Source organism: Halostella sp. PRR32 (assembly GCF_034808085.1).
Classification (GTDB): Archaea; Halobacteriota; Halobacteria; order Halobacteriales; family Natronoarchaeaceae; genus Halostella; species Halostella pelagica.
The window spans coordinates 1-270 of the sequence record NZ_JAXHGL010000131.1 but is presented as its reverse complement, the minus strand read 5'-3'; the positions used below and the strand labels follow the sequence as shown (position 1 = coordinate 270).

Annotated in this window: 1 protein-coding gene; it reads left to right on the top strand. The window is 64.8% G+C overall.

Annotated elements, in window-relative coordinates; genetic code table 11:
* On the top strand, nt 1-270 hold a 270-nt coding region (locus SM753_RS20645; RefSeq protein ID WP_323192934.1), incomplete at both ends, for a helicase C-terminal domain-containing protein.

Here is a 270-nt window from a genome sequence, read left to right as displayed (position 1 = left end):
CTCGTATCTCGACGACGTGGTCGACAAGCCAGTGCTGGTCGACGAGAGTTCCTCGAACGAAGATACCGAGGCGCTGAAACAGGACTTTTTCGCCGGGGATGGGAAGGTGCTCGTCACGAGCACGCGCGGGACGCTCACCGAGGGCGTCGATTACGACGGCGAGAAGCTGAGTACCTGTGCCGTGGTCGGGGTGCCGCTGGTGAATATCGGTTCGCCCCGGGTTCGGGCGGTCCAGCGCGCCTATGGCGATGCCTTCGGCGAGGGCGACGC